The 15,724-nt window shown below is 50.6% G+C and carries 14 protein-coding genes and 1 pseudogene; 10 read left to right on the plus strand and 5 right to left on the minus strand.

From position 1 onward, the window contains the following. The first annotated feature begins 159 nt into the window (after positions 1-159). Complete coding sequence (locus tag OJ965_RS10420) at positions 160-816, plus strand: tellurite resistance TerB family protein (protein ID WP_154928366.1); 657 nt, start codon at positions 160-162, stop codon at positions 814-816. Between the two features lie 116 nt (positions 817-932). Beyond that, positions 933-2,996: a prolyl oligopeptidase family serine peptidase gene (locus OJ965_RS10425; RefSeq protein ID WP_154928257.1), complete on the plus strand. Its 2,064-nt coding sequence runs from the start codon at positions 933-935 to the stop codon at positions 2,994-2,996. Here the strand turns inward: OJ965_RS10425 and exoX are convergent. Further along, on the minus strand, positions 2,990-3,661 hold the full coding sequence (gene exoX / locus OJ965_RS10430) for an exodeoxyribonuclease X (protein ID WP_181161900.1): 672 nt from the start codon (positions 3,659-3,661) through the stop codon (positions 2,990-2,992). The two genes, OJ965_RS10425 and exoX, sit on opposite strands and share 7 nt — an antisense overlap. Continuing rightward, positions 3,658-3,891, minus strand: coding sequence for a DNA polymerase III subunit theta (locus OJ965_RS10435; RefSeq protein ID WP_009089756.1), 234 nt, complete (start codon positions 3,889-3,891; stop codon positions 3,658-3,660). Before OJ965_RS10435 ends, exoX begins: the two co-directional genes overlap by 4 nt. Positions 3,892-4,042: 151 nt before the next feature. Between OJ965_RS10435 and copC the strand changes: the two genes are divergently transcribed. From copC to OJ965_RS10450, 3 genes are read left to right on the plus strand one after another with little or no spacing between them, the layout of a single operon-like run. After that, positions 4,043-4,420 carry a copper homeostasis periplasmic binding protein CopC gene (gene copC, locus OJ965_RS10440; RefSeq protein ID WP_154928255.1) on the plus strand — a complete coding sequence of 126 codons (378 nt, stop codon included), beginning with the start codon at positions 4,043-4,045 and terminating at the stop codon, positions 4,418-4,420. Positions 4,421-4,425: 5 nt separating this feature from the next. Continuing rightward, on the plus strand, positions 4,426-5,301 hold the full coding sequence (gene copD / locus OJ965_RS10445) for a copper homeostasis membrane protein CopD (protein WP_265139150.1): 876 nt from the start codon (positions 4,426-4,428) through the stop codon (positions 5,299-5,301). Positions 5,302-5,329: 28 nt separating this feature from the next. Further along, entirely contained in the window at positions 5,330-5,677 is a 348-nt protein-coding gene (locus OJ965_RS10450; RefSeq protein WP_009089760.1) for a YebY family protein, read from the plus strand. A gap of 293 nt (positions 5,678-5,970) precedes the next feature. On the opposite strand, the gene OJ965_RS10455 is transcribed toward OJ965_RS10450, so the two are convergent. From OJ965_RS10455 to OJ965_RS10465, 3 genes are all read right to left on the minus strand, one after another. Then, a complete protein-coding gene (locus OJ965_RS10455) occupies positions 5,971-6,288 on the minus strand; it encodes a tyrosine-type recombinase/integrase (RefSeq protein ID WP_337039010.1) in 318 nt (105 codons plus the stop codon). A gap of 1,236 nt (positions 6,289-7,524) precedes the next feature. Then, the gene (locus OJ965_RS10460; protein ID WP_265139153.1) at positions 7,525-8,658 is read right to left on the minus strand and encodes an acyltransferase family protein; all 1,134 of its coding nucleotides are present in this window, start codon (positions 8,656-8,658) and stop codon (positions 7,525-7,527) included. An 857-nt stretch (positions 8,659-9,515) separates the two neighbouring features. After that, the gene (locus OJ965_RS10465; RefSeq protein ID WP_265139155.1) at positions 9,516-10,625 is read right to left on the minus strand and encodes an acyltransferase family protein; all 1,110 of its coding nucleotides are present in this window, start codon (positions 10,623-10,625) and stop codon (positions 9,516-9,518) included. A 311-nt stretch (positions 10,626-10,936) separates the two neighbouring features. On the opposite strand from OJ965_RS10465, the gene OJ965_RS10470 reads away from it, so the two are divergent. The 5 genes and pseudogenes from OJ965_RS10470 to adhP all read left to right on the plus strand — a co-directional run bounded on the left by OJ965_RS10470 (position 10,937) and on the right by adhP (position 15,643). Beyond that, positions 10,937-11,176: a DNA polymerase V gene (locus OJ965_RS10470; protein WP_265139157.1), complete on the plus strand. Its 240-nt coding sequence runs from the start codon at positions 10,937-10,939 to the stop codon at positions 11,174-11,176. Beyond that, a pseudogene (umuC, locus tag OJ965_RS10475) lies at positions 11,176-12,439 on the plus strand (translesion error-prone DNA polymerase V subunit UmuC). Before OJ965_RS10470 ends, umuC begins: the two are co-directional and overlap by 1 nt. 801 nt (positions 12,440-13,240) lie before the next feature. Beyond that, positions 13,241-13,603: an anti-adapter protein IraP gene (gene iraP, locus OJ965_RS10480; protein ID WP_033736214.1), complete on the plus strand. Its 363-nt coding sequence runs from the start codon at positions 13,241-13,243 to the stop codon at positions 13,601-13,603. 197 nt (positions 13,604-13,800) lie between these two features. Then, positions 13,801-13,974 carry a hypothetical protein gene (locus OJ965_RS10485; protein ID WP_009089766.1) on the plus strand — a complete coding sequence of 58 codons (174 nt, stop codon included), beginning with the start codon at positions 13,801-13,803 and terminating at the stop codon, positions 13,972-13,974. A gap of 649 nt (positions 13,975-14,623) precedes the next feature. After that, on the plus strand, positions 14,624-15,643 hold the full coding sequence (gene adhP, locus OJ965_RS10490; protein WP_265139161.1) for an alcohol dehydrogenase AdhP: 1,020 nt from the start codon (positions 14,624-14,626) through the stop codon (positions 15,641-15,643). The last annotated feature ends 81 nt before the right edge of the window (positions 15,644-15,724 follow it).

Raw genomic sequence — 15,724 nt, forward strand, 5'->3', positions numbered from 1 at the left:
CTAAGCAGTCAAAATTCGCGCGCAAGTATAAACGAAAACGTTTGCGTTCTCACCCTTCGTCCATACAACGCCGCCATTTGCCTTACTTTTCCCGCTCTGACGTTTCCTGACAACCCTTTCGCCAGGATAGCAGGCTGACATCGTGAACAGGAGCGGATGATGAACAACTGGTTGCAACAGATTCAGTCGGTACTGGCGAAGAAGGGCGGTGACGGTAAATCGGGCGGAGGCCTGAGCGATATGCTGGCACCAGGCGCGCTGGGGGGGCTGGCCGCAATGCTGATCAGCAGTAAGTCTTCCCGCAAACTGCTGACGAAATATGGCGGCCAGGCGCTGATTATCGGCGGCGGGGCGGCGGCGGGTGCGGTACTGTGGAACAAATACAAACAGCGGGTCAGCGACGCGCATCAGAATGAACCGGACTTCGGCGTGTCGCAGACACCGGTAGATCTGCGCGCTGAGCGTCTGGTCACGGCGCTGGTGTTTGCCGCCAAAAGCGACGGACACATCGACGATCAGGAGCGTGCCGCTATTGAGCAGAATATTCATCAGTCCGGCTACGGTCAGGATGCGGAAAAGCTGATCCAGAAAGCGATGAATCGCCCGCTGGATCCGCAGTGGCTGGCCGCTGACGTGAAGAACGAGGAAGAGGCGCTGGAGCTCTATTTCCTCAGCTGCGCCGCCATTGACGTCGATCATTTCATGGAACGCAGCTACCTCTCTGCGCTGGGTGACGCGCTGAAAATCCCTCAGGATGTCCGCGACGGCATTCAGCAGGATATCCAGGCCGAAAAAGCCCGTCTTCCGGCCAGTTAACTTCTCCTGGCGGGCCTCAGAAGAGGCCCCGCCTGCCGCCGCTTCCTCGCTGCCCCCTGGCTTCCCGCCACTTAAGTGTTACGCTTACAGATCATGACGTTCACGGAGACGGATGGATGAAAGCTCCCATTGCAAAAAAAATTCCTCATGAAATGACGCTGCATGGCGAGACGCGCGTCGACAACTATTACTGGCTGCGCGACGATAAGCGCGAAAACAGTGAAGTGCTTGATTACCTGCGTGCCGAAAATAATTACGGCAAAAAAGTCATGTCGTCGCAGCAGCCGCTGCAGGACCGGGTATTAAAAGAGATCATCGACCGGCTGCCACCGGAAGATCACTCAGTGCCCTATGTCAAAAACGGCTACCGCTATCAGAGTCGCTATCAGAGCGGCAATGAGTATCCGGCCTATTACCGGCAGCCTGCGGCGAGCGAGGAGTCGGCGGAGTGGACCCTGCTGCTGGATGCCAACCAGCGCGCGTCACACAGCGACTTTTACACCATGGGCGCGCTGCATATCAGCCCCGACAACCGCGTGATGGCGCTGGCCGAGGACTTTCTCTCGCGCCGCCAGTATGGCATCCGCTTCCGCAACCTTGAGAGCGGCAGCTGGTATCCTGAAGTGCTGAGCAACGCCTCCTCCAGCTTCGCCTGGGGTAACGACTCCCGCACGCTCTACTACGTGCGGAAACACCCGCAGACGCTGCTCTCTTATCAGGTCTGGCGACACGAGCTGGGATCGCCGCAGTCTGATGATCAGCTGGTTTATGAAGAGCAGGATGACACCTATCATCTGAGCGTCCACAAGACCACCTCAAAGCAGTTCATCATGATTGCGCTCTACAGCACCAACACGAGCGAGATTCAGCTGATCGATGCTGATTTCCCCGATGCGCAGCCGCATGTGTTTCTGCCGCGCCGCCGCGATCATGAATACAGCATCGATCACTACGAGCATCAGTTCTTTATCCGGTCTAACCGGGAAGGCGAAAACTTCGGGCTCTATCGCAGCCGTTATCTGGATGAATCCCGCTGGGAGACCCTCATCCCGGCGCGTGAAAATGTGGTGATGGAAGATTTCCAGCTGTTCCGCGACTGGCTGGTGGTTGAAGAGCGCCAGCGCGGCCTGACCAGCCTGCGCCAGATTAACTGGGCCAGCGGCGAAACCAGTGGCATCGCCTTTGACGATCCCACTTACGTCACCTGGCTGGCTTACAATCCGACGCCGCGCACCAGCAAACTGCGCTACGGCTACTCCTCAATGACCACACCGACCACGCTGTTTGAGCTGGATATGGACACGGGCGAGCGCCGCATCCTGAAGCAGAGCGCGGTGAAAGGGTTCAACGCCGATGATTACAAAAGCGAGCACCACTGGATAAAAGTCAGCGATGGTACCGAAGTGCCGGTGTCGCTGGTCTATCATCGCAGACACTATCAGCCCGGCCAGAATCCTATGCTGGTCTATGGCTACGGCGCCTATGGCAGCAGCATGGATGCCGATTTCAGCGTCAGCCGTCTGAGCCTGCTGGATCGCGGCTTTGTGTTTGCCCTGATTCAGGTGCGCGGCGGCGGGGAGCTGGGGCAGCAGTGGTATGACGGCGGTCGCCTGCTGAACAAAATGAACAGCTTCACGGATTTCATCGACGTGACCAATGCGCTGGTGGCGCGCGGGATAGGGAATCCGGAACGTCTCTACGCCATGGGCGGCAGCGCAGGCGGCTTACTGATGGGCGGGGTGATCAACATGGCACCGCAGCGCTTCCATGGCGTTGTAGCGCAGGTTCCTTTTGTGGACGTGCTCACCACCATGCTCGATGAGTCGATCCCGCTGACGACCGGTGAATATGATGAGTGGGGCAATCCCGGCGATCCGGAGTACTACCACTACATCCGCCAGTACAGCCCCTATGACAACATTGAGGCAAAAGCCTATCCGCATCTGCTGGTCACCACCGGCCTGCACGATTCGCAGGTTCAGTACTGGGAACCGGCCAAATGGGTAGCGAAACTGAGGTCGATGAAAACCGATAATAATCTGCTGCTGCTCTGCACCGATATGGATGCCGGACACGGTGGCAAGTCGGGGCGCTTTAAAGCCTATGAAGGGATCGCGATGGAGTATGCCTTCCTGCTGGGGCTGGCGCAGGGCACCCTGCCCCCGGCAGAGGATTATTGAGGCTCAGTCAGGTATTTACGCAGCGCCTGCCGCAGTGGCGGGCGCAGATCGCTGACGTTGTCCAGCATCCACTTCAGATAGCCCGGATCCTTGCGCGCCACCACCGCAATCGCCTGACCACGGTATTTGCCGAATGGCAGAATGTCGTCGCGCTGGGCCGCCGGTTGTGAGCGCACAATCATCTCGGAGGCGTTCCAGCCCGAAGTCTCCATAATGCGGATCAGCAGGGCCGCCGTCACATAGCAGTCATAGAGCGCGCGATGCGCATGCAGATCGGCTGGAGGAGTAACATCCAGCTTCAGGGAATGACGCAGGGCCTGGTTGCCATATTTGATGCCCGGCCAGAGCTGACGCGCCAGCTGCATGGTGCAGATCCACTCGCCAAACATCTCCGGTAGCATCCGGCGGTCAAAGCTGGCGTTATGTGCCACATAGAAGGCACTGCCGTAGTAGCGCGGGATCGCCTCTTCGATGGTCGGTTTTCCGGCCACCATCGCTTCGGTGATGCGGTGCACGGCCATCGCCTGACGGCTGATGGGGCGGTCAGGCAGGATGAGATCGCTCATCGGATTCACAATCTGACCATCAACCACATCGACGGAGGCCACTTCCACCACGCCACCCTGCAGGCCGCAGGTTTCGGTATCTATGACGCGAAACATCATTGCTTCATCTTCGGTTCGTAAGGGAGGCGTGACAGGCTGAGTGACGCCTGGCGGTAATGCATCAGACGCTGACGAAACCAGTCACGCAGCGCTTCGGGCTGCTCCTGCACTACCATCTCGGCAACGACCGGCATGTTATAGCGCTCTTTAAACGCCACGCCCGCAGCCGCTAAATCGACATTTAACTTATCTTTCTCGTCCTGGGACAGCAGGGCAAGGTTATGGCTCATAATATTCTCCTGATGACAGGGGGCAAAAGTAATGTTTTCGCCGGTCTGAATCAAGGATTAAGGATCGCATTGCTGGCCTCGACAGTGCAAATGCAGCAGCGTATCCTTTTGCCTCGTTTATCGCCCTGGCGGCGGCTAAAAGGATGATCTGATGCAGAAAAAACACATTTCCCGCATGGTTATTACGCTGGTGGCTGCCGGTGCGATGGCATTCAGCTCGCTGGCAGCTGCGCATGCGCATCTCCGCGCCTCCACGCCGGCGGCCAAAGCAGAAGTAACAACCGCTACCGATGCGCTGACGCTGACTTTCACTGAAGAGATTGAACCCGCGTTCAGCGGCGTTACGCTGCTTGACGATCATCAGAAGCCTGTTGCGACGGAGAAGGCGCGCGTAGCGTCCGGCCACAAAGATCGGCTGATTGTCAGCCTGCCTCAGCCACTGAAAGCGGGGCGCTATCAGGTTAACTGGCATGTCCTGTCGGTGGATGGACACAAAACCGCAGGAAGCTACCGCTTCAGCGTGCAGTAAGCGTTGTGACGACCCTCTGGCCAGCGCTGCGCGCGCTCCATTTTGCTGCCGTGATGCTGCTGACCGCCAGTGCCTGCTACAGCGCACTGCTGGCACCAGAACGTTATCGACTACAACTGGCGCGGCGACTTAATCCGCTGCTAAACGGAAGTGCGTGGCTGGCCCTGCTCAGCGCGCTGGCGATGCTGGCCTGCCAGAATGTGCTGATGAGTGGCGACAGCGCCAATCTGCTTCAGCCTGACATCTGGCTGGCGGTGCTGGGCACCCATTTCGGTGCGGTGTGGCAGTGGGAAATCGTGTTCAGCGTGCTCGCCGTGTCGGCGTTGTTACTGACCGCGCAATTGCGCCAGCAGGCCTTACTGCTGGCAGGCGTGCTGCAACTGGCCTGTATGGCCCTGACGGGGCATGCCGCGATGCGGGAAGGCTGGCCTGGCCTGCTGCATCAGATCAACCATGCGCTGCACCTGATTGCGGCAGCGTTCTGGGTGGGGGGACTTGTTCCGCTTCTGCTGCTGATGCGTGAAGCGCGCCGGATCGATCGCCGCACCGATGCGATCCGTACCATGATGCGCTTTTCGCGCTACGGTCATCTGGCGGTCGCGTTAACGCTGCTGACCGGCGGGGTGAATAGCCTGATGATCCTGGGCTGGCCGCTGACATGGCATGAATCCCGCTATAGTCTGTTGTTGCTGGGGAAAGTGCTGCTGGTGACCCTGATGGTGGGAGTGGCGCTGATTAACCGCTACTGGCTGGTGCCGCGTTTCCGCGTCGCGGGTAGCGGCACCCAGCAAAAATTTATCCGCATGACACAGCTCGAACTGCTGCTGGCGTGTGGCGTGGTTGGGCTGGTCAGCGTGTTTGCCACGCTGTCGCCAGCCTGAATGTGATTTAAGAGAGAAAAGGGCAGTTATGTTGCTGAAGAAAGTGGTCCCCGCAATCCTGTTATTATCTGTATGCGGCCAGGCGCTGGCGGCACAAATCATTACCGTCAGCCGCTTTGAGATCGGTAAAGATAAGTGGCCGTTTAATCGTGAAGAGGTGATGCTGACCTGCGAGAAAGACGGTGCCATGTTTGCCATCAACCCGAGCACGCTGATGCAATACCCGCTGAACGACAAAGCAGATGCGCTGTTTAAGAGTAATCAGGTGAAAGCGCAGCCGATCAGCGTGATCCAGAGTGAGGATAAAGCGCATCCGGGCCAGATGATGAGCCTGCAGCCGATTGTTGAGCGCACTCAGGCGCTGTGCGGTAAGTAAGCCTGCCGGGTGCAGCATCACGCTGCGCCCGACTGTTTTTTGCCGTTGCGATCACAAACTGATCCTGTTTATGGCCCTGTGCCGTGCCTCAGCTGGCAATTCCTCCGCGCTGTTCTAATCTTAAGTTGCAAGGCGTTATCGCCTTCATAAATGCCAACTTTTAGCGCACGGCTCCTTGAGAGCCATTTCCCTGGACCGAATATAGGAATCGTATTCGGTCTTTTTTTAGCGTTTTGATTTGTATGGCATTTTTGTTGGTGGTAACGAAATTTCCCGAAATCACCATATCCAATTTAAACCATCACATATTCCTGACCGCGTGAATCGAGATACTTTTTAGTCATAGAAAGGCTTTTATGACCGAGTAGTCGTTGCGCAAAATCCTCTCCATTCTCCACCTCATATAGTCTGCTGGCAAGGCTTCTTATCTCATGAAACGTTGGCGGGTTAGGGCCAAATTTAATTCCGCTCATTTCACGCGCCTCTGCAAATGCACCTGTGAGCGCATCTGGTAAAACCGCCCCAGGCTTTCTGCCTCCGCGGCGGACTGATGAGTAAATCAGGCTGTCTGATGGGTTGCCCTCAGCCCCTCCTGAATCGCGAGGGGTAATTTAAAAATCTTTGGATTTGCCGAGGCTGAAATACAGCCATTCGAAAGCGGCACCTTCTTCCCCGCCTCAGAAATACAAAATTCAGACCAGCTCGCAGCCTAAATTACTGCCTGTTCCATTTGCGGACGCAGGCTCCAAACAGAATATCCCAAACGATTCCCAGATTGGCATAACAGCAGGCCGGGCATCATATACCGGTTGGCTTCCGTCAGACAATTATGGAACTACGGCTATTATAGGGCTATCTGGTTCAAGCATTACCCTGCCCATTCTTTAGATATCAAAGTAACGCATTACTTAAGCGGGTACCTTGCTGCCAAAATTAATGTCAATATTATAGTTTCTGCTGAAGAAAGAAGTGGACCGTAGTTAACAACTGCACTGGCGCATTTCTGTAACCGTGAAAACGCCATCTGTAACAGGTGTAGCGATTGAAACATTCTTGACTGCCCACGTCATTGTTGATGGCACTAATATTATTCAGGATAGTGCCATTCAGGAAATTTCCTGGTCGCCTTATCAACGTCATCACTATTACTTCCTCTGGAACATGTACCCTAAGCGCTGGCGCCAAAGGCATTATTGTTAAAGTTCAGGGTGCTGGAGGAGGAGTTGATGGTGGCGGCGCTACATCTGCCTCGACTTTTGCAATTGGCTCAGGTGGTACGTATGCAAAATCTTACATCACAAGTTTGGCTGCATCTTATGCAGTGACAATTGGTGGTCATGATGCAGGTGGCGTAAATGGCCCTGGAGGTAATGCAAATTCCACTACGTTCGGGTCAATTATAACTTGAGGTGGTGGGTTTGGTGGAGGATCCGGGACATCTGCGCCGCATATTATCCAGAACTCCACAGGGATACCAACTGCATCTGGAGGGGATATTGAAAACATCTCTGATCAGGGGGCTGTTATTGGCATGGCCATTTAATTGAATGGAATGAAATCAGGCGGTAGAGCCAACTCATATGCCAGCAATTTAAGGCAATATAATGGCGCAGCAGGTTAAAATGGCATCGTTATCTTATGGAAATATGCTTAATGGTTATGAAAGCTTGGGGGGAAATTGAAGGTGTTAAGGTAGTAAATACTATTCTTAGAATGGGGTTGATGATATCTTCGTAGGGAAAGTGATGGTTGATATTACAGAATTAGAAGTGGTTGAAGTAGATAATTCCGCATCAGAAATTAAAGGTATGTGGGGTTTCAAAAATAATGAAACCCACTCACTATAGTTAAATATTTTTCTCAAGCTCGATGCTATATCTCTTACCCTTATCTCTTAAAGGTGTTTCAATGACGTTATGAGTAAACTCAGCAAAAATGAAAGCTAGCGCAATAGCCAAAATCCAATATGGTAAATAATTACCATATACGGCGTTATTATAATGCTCGTTTACGCGATACATTAACTCATAAGATATGTAGTAAGCTGGAATGTGTGCAAGGTATAATGAATAGGATCTTGAACCGAGATAATTGGTCAGCGTCCTAATTCCAGGAATGATGTATCCATTGCCATAACTTGCAATCCATACGAGGATACCGGATATGATGGCAACAACACCGGTATTGAAAGGAACCACCACTATCTTCCATGTTCCGACAAGCCCAAGTAGCCCTATCAAAATCATTGTGGTCATCCACGAATAAGGCGTTTTAGCCAAAGCTATTGGGTTGAGTTTGGCGTACCAACTTTGATTGCATGCCATTCCTATAAGCACTCCGATCGCAAGCGCGTCAGTCCTGATGAAGCCGATGAATTGACCACCGCGATCCAATGGAATTTGTATCAAGGCCACAGCTGTTAATAGAATCGCCAATTTCCGTCCTCTTATAAAGAAAAGGATAAATGGAAGTATCCAGTAAAATTGCTCTTCCAGGGACAGACTCCAGTAGACCTGGTTAACACCGCAACTTGTTGTCTTTGTGCACTCAAAACCATAAATGTTTGCCATGTTTAGCATGGCGTATACCTGATACATTATGGCATTGATTGGTTTGCCAAACACTCCACTATGATTCAATAATTGAGAAGCCAGTACAGTGAAAGTGAGCCAAAACCAAGAGGCAGGCCATAGTCGATAAATTCTCTTTAGCCAAAATGGAGCGGAAAATCTAATAAATTCAGTGGTGCTTGTATCTTTAGGCGTTTGTTGCAATAGGCTCTTTGAAATAATAAAACCTGATACGCAAAAAAACAGATCTACGCCTGTCCACCAACCGAAATAAACGTAGATATTGCTTAATCCGCCCGTGTCAAACTTGAACCAGGGGAATATTTTATAAGTATGAGCAATCAGAACAAAAACTATCCCGATTGCCCTCAGTGCTTCTATATCTTCATTCCTACCTGAACGGTTATTCATATCAAGCCTCGCAAAAAAACCTGAAAGCATTCTACTGTTTAGAGTGTGCTATAGAAAGTCATAAGACCTGATATCAGTAATAATCCCGACGAAATTCGGGTGTAAAAAAGCCCGGCGACCGAGCAATGACTCAGCCGCGTTTCTCTCAGCAGGCTGCGGGGTGGGTGAGGTAAAGGGGGGTGCTGAGATATTCAGGCAAAAAAAGCCCGCTCGGTGACGGGCTCTTAGCTATTAAATATCAATCTGAGTATTTGAGGGAGTTCATGGCTGGCTTTCCGGATGTAGTCCTGAGTGTCGCCATCACAATCGGGTGTCATTTCTCCCTCTACCTGAAAGTACCATAACCTGAAGTGTATCTCTGGGATTTCGTCCCGACTACATTTAGCGGCGATCCGGTGAAGACCCTCAAGAGGAATCGGCTCCCAAGGCCTTAGGTTTAGTAGTTCTCGCTTGAATGACTGTGCGAGTTTTTTTGTTCACAAGGGGGAGCGTAATAAGCCGCTAAGTGGCGGACTATTGCGCATGATGTTGTAAACATTTTAGCGCGATAATAGGGCCAGATAAAACTATTTGATGTAATGCATTGACAGTACATTAATTAGAACTGCTATGACTAATGAAACAATGATTTTTCAAGTTTGCGTGTAAAGGTCTTTATGCTGTTCAGTTTTAACTGGCAGTACATCTTCTTTTGACGCCGAGTTATCTTTAATAATGACTACGTCCGTATCAGGAGTGGCAATTTTGACCTCAAGATCCTTCATTCTTTGAAGCATGTCGTCACCCTTGCTACTGCCATCACTATAAGAAGAAGTATAAGGCCTAAGGTTACTTATATCACGTATAGATGTACCTATCTAATTCGTCTTGCTCCTTCTGAGCATTAAAATCTTGCCGATTTTGATTGGTTTTTGCTCGAAAATTCGGTAAGAGATATCTGATGCTATGGATGTTAACACAATGAACAAGCTTAGCATGATTATTGTTCCTGATGTTGAGTTATAGAATTCAACTGATGTATTAATAAATACAAATTTTGAGATTAGATGTATAATTGCGTAATGACACAGATATACTGAATAGGATCTCTCTCCAATCCATACTAGCAACCTACCTATAACCCCGTTGCTTAAGATGGGGTTTCCTATCGCAGATACAAGTATTAATGCTGAAAGTACACTAATCACAGGTATCACATAGTGATCTTCAAACAGATAAGGAGTAAATAGAATAATTAGCCAGCTTGTAGTTATGCATGGCAATCTTAAGTTGTCAACTATTTTTATCTTATCTAGATGATAGTAAGCGATAGCCCCCAACATAAATGCTCCAGGCCTAAACCACCAAATATACTCAGTGTTTTGCCTTTCGTTGGTTGGCATTAATAATGATGCCAGAAATATGAAAACAAAAGCAATTTGTGATTTATTTTTACTGAGAATGAAAATTGATAGGGAAATGATAAGATAAAGTTGCCATTCAAGGGACAAGGACCAAGTAACAGCGAACATGTCGGACATATCCTGCGGTCCAAGCGAAATTCTGTTTACTACACCATGAGACCAGTATATGTTTGCATATCCTAATAATGTAGATTTTATTAAAGGTGTTAGGTTTTCGGGGTTCGGATACCACCTCTCATTAGCATAAGATGTTACAAGGATATAAATCAGCACCCAAAAAATTAAAGCTGGCATCAATCTGCATATACGCCTAATCCAAAAATTAAAATACGTACTTAGAGCATTACCATTTTTTGAAATGTCTCTGTTTAAAGTCACGCACATCAAAAAACCAGATATAGCAAGAAATATATCAACCCCTGACCATACGGTGATATACTTGAACGATTCCTCATAAAATGACGGCATTGGAAATCTGCCTTTAATATGGGCATATATGACCATTAAAATGGCAATCCCTCTCAATGCCTGAATATCCATGTTCTTTTTTTTATTTGCAAGCATTGAATATTTCCACTTTATCTGACATCCCAAGTTTGAGTTTATATTTGACTTAAAGGCCATGATATCCCACATCATCGTTATGTAATAGCCTGAGTTATAGTCATCTTGCTACCTAAATTCCTTTTCCCGCCAATCCCTGCACACATCCCGCACGCCTTCCACTTAATCAGTATCACATATTAATAATGCTATAGATCATAAATTCAGCACCAGTCGCAGCTTTACAATTTTGCCCCGCGTTCCACCTTGATCAAACCCATCGATCGATATTTCTGTTTATCCATACAGTACTTACTAGAGGAGGATTTGTCATGCCGCGTGACTACGAAATCATGATTGCTTTCCGGCAGGCTATAAAGCGCGATGCTGCCGGTCGCTACACCATCAGCACACTGGACTTCATCAGAGAGCTTGACCGCATGAACTGGCATTGCACGCTAAAGGCGGCGAACAAGTGGATCGATATGCACACCACAGCATTCCGCGACATCTCGACCAGTAACGGTGAAGAGCGCCTGTTTCAGGTGTTCAACCCGAATGGTATTTTGTGATGTTTGCCCTGGTCGATGTAAATTCTTTCTATGCAAGATGCGAAACAGTATTCAGGCCCGATTTGCGGGGAAAGCCGGTCGTCGTACTGAGCAACAATGATGGATGCGTCATCGCCCGTTCAGCAGAGGCTAAAACGCTTGGGATCCCTATGGGGGCGCCGTACTTCAAGCTGAAAAATGAGTTTCGCAGGCACAGGGTGCAGGTTTTCAGCACTAACTATGCGCTTTATGCCGATATAGTAACAGGGTAATGACGACGCTGGAGCAGATGGCGCCGAGCGTGGAAGTCTATTCGATTGATGAGGCCTTTCTGGACCTGAGCGGTGTTCGCAATTGCATGGTTCTTGAAAACTTCGGCAGGGAGGTGCGGGAAACGGTTAAACGTAATACGCATCTGACCGTTGGCGTTGGGATAGCCCAGACCAAGACACTCGCCAACTGGCTAAGCATGGTGCAAAAAAATGGAAGCAGACAGGCGGAGTCGTTGACCTGTCGAATGTTGAACGTCAGTGCAAGTTTATGGCGCTGGTGCCGGTTGAGGATGTCTGGGGGTTACGGACGTCGCATAAGTAAGTAGTTGAATGCGATGGGGATCCTTACCGCCAAAGATCTGTCAGAGCAAAGCACCTACACCATACGCAAACACTTTAATGTCGTGCTGGAAAGAACCGTGAGAGAGTTACGCGGTGAGCCATGCCTGCAGCTGGAAGAGTTCGCGCCCACAAAACAGCACATCGTCTGCTCCTGTTCATTTGGTTCCACAATTACGCAGTACGACGACATGCGCGAAGCTGTGTGCACTTTTGCAGCGCGAGCCGCAGGTAAATTACGCGGAGAGCGTCAGTATTGCAGTCAGATAGCAGTATTCGTCAGGAGCAGCCCGTACACGGTGGGTGAGGTGTTTTACGGCAACCAGTCCACCGGCAAGGTACTTACGCCAACTAATGACACGCACGATATTGTTCGGGTAGCCATTGAGGCGCTTGATCGTATCTGGGTCAATGGACACCGCTACATGAAGGCAGGCGTGATGCTGGGTGATTTCTACAGCCAGGGTGTATCACAACTGAACCTGTTTTTGATGAAAACAAACCACAGGCCAACAGCGAGGCGCTGATGCGTTTAATGGATGGTATAAACCTGAGCGGGAAAGGTAAGCTGTGGTTTGGAGGGCAGGGAATTCAGAATACCTGGACGATGAAGCAGGAAATGCTTTCACCGGCTTATATCACAAAATTCTCTGACCGGGCGGTGGTGTTTTGAACGCCCGGCTTTAAGAGTGAGAGATAAAAGATGGGGGCTGGCTTGAAGAATTGTCGAGCAGGAAAAAGTCACAGTTAAAGTTATTGCACTGTACGAGCCTTACCGGCCGACAATTTAGTAGTAACGAAGAATTTCCCGAATCTCAAATGAAATATCTTGCAAGCGTTTCATCTTACACGGGTGCACTGGTAAGTATCGCAACCATGAAAAGGGGTGCTTTTGTTATTCAATGCATTGTTAAATAACTGAAAAAACCTATGTATCGCAAGCAGCATTCTGTCATTTTTTGTATGATTCATGATGAACTTTTTATGGGTGCGCAAATATCCCGGACCTGGCCTGTCGTCTTATTCTCATCGCTTATTCCTGCCCCTGCATATTAAGACGCTGTTCAATAAGAAATTTTATTATCAAAAGGTCTTTACGCGAAATATTTCCATTTGCCACCTCATATCCTCGCCTGACAAACCTTGGTATTTCATGAAATGATTGAATGGCAGAATTAGGCTGGTTATTCATTACCTCTGTTTCCTCTCATGCGAGAGAACTATCACACTGAATACTGCAGGCGACGGGCTGATGCGTGATGCACAGCACCGGCGTCCTTTTTCGGCTACGGATGCTCGCCAGCAGGAGTCACTGCATTCTTAATCTGTCTGGTTCACGATGACCCGTTCGCTCATTTGCCGCTTTTTGCTGATTTTATTGCGCAGGTCATTAATCACTCCCCCTTTTCAGAATAATGATATTTTCACCATATCCGCAGAATTATAAAATGCTGGTTTAACAGGGAGATATACCATGAAGAATGTTGTGCTAAGTATGCTTGCCAAGATTTCACAAATAGATGCAAGCACCAAACAACTCACCGCGCGCGTTGAGGCGCAGTCTCTGTTGATCAGTGCGCTGGTGCTCGCGGTAAGTAAGCAGGGCGGCGTAACGGAGATGATCGAGGGCGCGAACAAGGCGATCAACACGGTAATCGACTCCGCAGACTCAGATGAAATGCTCAAGTCTGATGCGGCGCTTCTTCTAAGCGAACTTCAGGATTTACTGATTATCTCCCGCGCGGTTGATGGCGCAGATGAAGAAATCAATCATGAGGCACTCAATGAACTGGCCGGGGTGACCTCACCCGCACAGCTTCTTCAGGAAGATAACTGATTCGTTGCCTCTGGCCCGCCGCGCGCGGGCTTTTCAGTTCCATTTCTCTTTGAGCAACGCTCTCAGATGCCTTTCAGACAGGCCTTCCCCCAGGGTAAGAGATTTCCAGTGCAGGGCAGGGCGTTAAATGAAGCGACAGGACAAAAAAGGCTCTGTCATTATCAAAGGAACGTTATGCAGCGCAATCAGAGACACCCATGAAACGTGCATTATTGTGGCTGCTTCACTCTTTTTCAGATTGGATTGCTATTGCCGTTATTGTGGCGGGCATCTATCTCTTCATTAGCTTTGTGCCGCAGCATGCAACGCTGCTCAGTGTTGCATGGGTTGTCACCATTTCTTATCTCTATATCCGATACAGTCGCGGATAGTGATAACGTCCTGCGTGTAATCCGCCCTGATTCTTAGCCCGGGAACCACCCGGAGAGGACACATTGTCGTAACGTAGCAGGGTCAGAAGCACCGCAAAATCTCATCCGTAATCGCTTCACGTTGACCATAGTCAATGTACTCTGCGAGCCTCCGCAAACGCGTAAAGGCGTTTATCCCGCGTATAAAAAAGCAGACTTACCCTGAGGCGGTGATATTCAACCAGGATGCGTTATGTTTTTGAAAAAAGTTATACCCTGTCTGATTTTAGCGCTGGCAAGTTCAGCTATGTCCGGCTGTGTGATGGCGGAAGGTGGTCGTCATCATTATGGTCACGCTTCTGAATGGCATCATCATGGCCGACCGGCTATGCCAGATGCGTCGCAGCACATGGGGCCGCCGCCTGCGCCTGCGGCATCCCGGCATATGGGCCCCCCGCCTGTCCGGAACCCCTCTCAGCATATGGGCCCGCCGCCGGCACCGTCCTCTGACAGCGGCATCCATCGCTGGCATGCATAAGCGCCACGCATGTGGCACCGCCTTCACAGAATGCAACACAACCTCACTGGCTCGCACCCAAAGCTCAACGGTCAGCTTGTTATCACGGCCGTTTGGCTTATTCTGAACGTTCAATCAAATGGAGGAACGTTTATGAAAGCGGCAATAGCAAATAGTGAACACCAGGTTGAAGTTGTTGAGAAGACACTGCGTCCTCTCAAAACCGGCGAAGCTCGGCTCAGGATGGAATGCTGTGGTGTATGCCATACCGATTTGCATGTGAAGAACGGGGACTTCGGCGATAAAACCGGTGTCACGCTGGGTCACGAAGGTATCGGGATTGTTGAGGAGGTTGCGCCGGATGTGACCTCTCTCAAGCCGGGCGAACGCGCCAGCGTGGCCTGGTTCTTCAAGGGCTGCGGTCACTGTGAATACTGTAACTCCGGTAATGAAACGCTCTGCCGGGAGGTAGTTAATGCGGGTTATACCGCCGATGGTGGTATGGCTGAAGAGTGTATCGTGGTTGCAGATTACTCGGTCAAGGTTCCCGAGGGGCTGGACCCTTTTGCCGCCAGCAGCGTGACCTGCGCCGGCGTCACCACCTATAAAGCGGTGAAGGTCTCTGAGGTCAAACCGGGCCAGTGGCTGGCGATTTATGGTCTCGGCGGGTTAGGTAATCTCGCTCTGCAGTATGCCAAAAATGTTTTTAACGCCAAAGTGATCGCCATTGATGTGAGCGACGGCCAGCTGGCGCTGGCGAAAGAGATGGGTGCCGACCTGGTGGTGAACTCCGCCAGTGAAGACGCGGCGCGCTTTATTCAGGAAAAAACCGGCGGGGCGCACGCGGCCGTCGTGACCGCCGTGGCCAAAGCGGCCTTTAACTCGGCGGTAGATGCGGTCAGAGCCGGGGGACGGGTGGTGGCAGTCGGACTTCCGCCGGAAGCGATGAGCCTGAATATCCCGCGTCTGGTACTCGATGGCATTCAGGTGGTGGGATCACTGGTCGGCACCCGCAACGATCTGGCGGAAGCTTTCCAGTTTGCGGCGGAAGGAAAAGTGGTGCCTAAAGTCACCAAAAGAAAGATTGGCGAGGTGAACGACATCTTCGATGAGATGATTCACGGCAAAATTCGCGGCAGGATGGTGATCGACTTCACCGGTCACTCTGCCTGATCAGACGCACCTTACCTGATGCTGAAGCCCGCCCCGAGCGGGCTTTTTTGTGACTGAAGTGTTAAATGCCACGGGTTACGC

Origin of the sequence: Pantoea anthophila, from assembly GCF_026104315.1 — a bacterium.
Classification (GTDB): domain Bacteria; phylum Pseudomonadota; class Gammaproteobacteria; order Enterobacterales; family Enterobacteriaceae; genus Pantoea; species Pantoea anthophila.